The 264-nt window shown below is 49.2% G+C and carries 1 protein-coding gene; it reads left to right on the top strand.

Features of this window, described 5'->3' with window-relative positions:
- On the top strand, window positions 1-264 hold a 264-nt coding region (locus Q4563_RS20395; RefSeq protein ID WP_303605811.1), incomplete at both ends, for a nucleoside monophosphate kinase.

Raw genomic sequence — 264 nt, 5'->3', positions numbered from 1 at the left:
ACGTATTACTCAGGAAGACTGTGTTAACGGTTTTCTGTTTGATGGATTTCCTCGCACTATTCCTCAAGCGGAAGCCATGCTGGAAGCTGGCGTGGTGATCGATCATGTCGTTGAAATCGATGTTGATGATGAAGAAATCGTCAAACGTCTGAGTGGCCGTCGTGTGCACCCAGGCTCTGGCCGTGTCTACCACGTAATCTACAATGCGCCAAAAGTGGCCGGTAAAGACGATGAAACCGGTGAAGATCTGGTACAACGTGACGA

The sequence above is a fragment of the Gilvimarinus sp. 1_MG-2023 genome, assembly GCF_030548285.1.
This window is presented reverse-complemented; position numbering and strand designations above follow the sequence as displayed.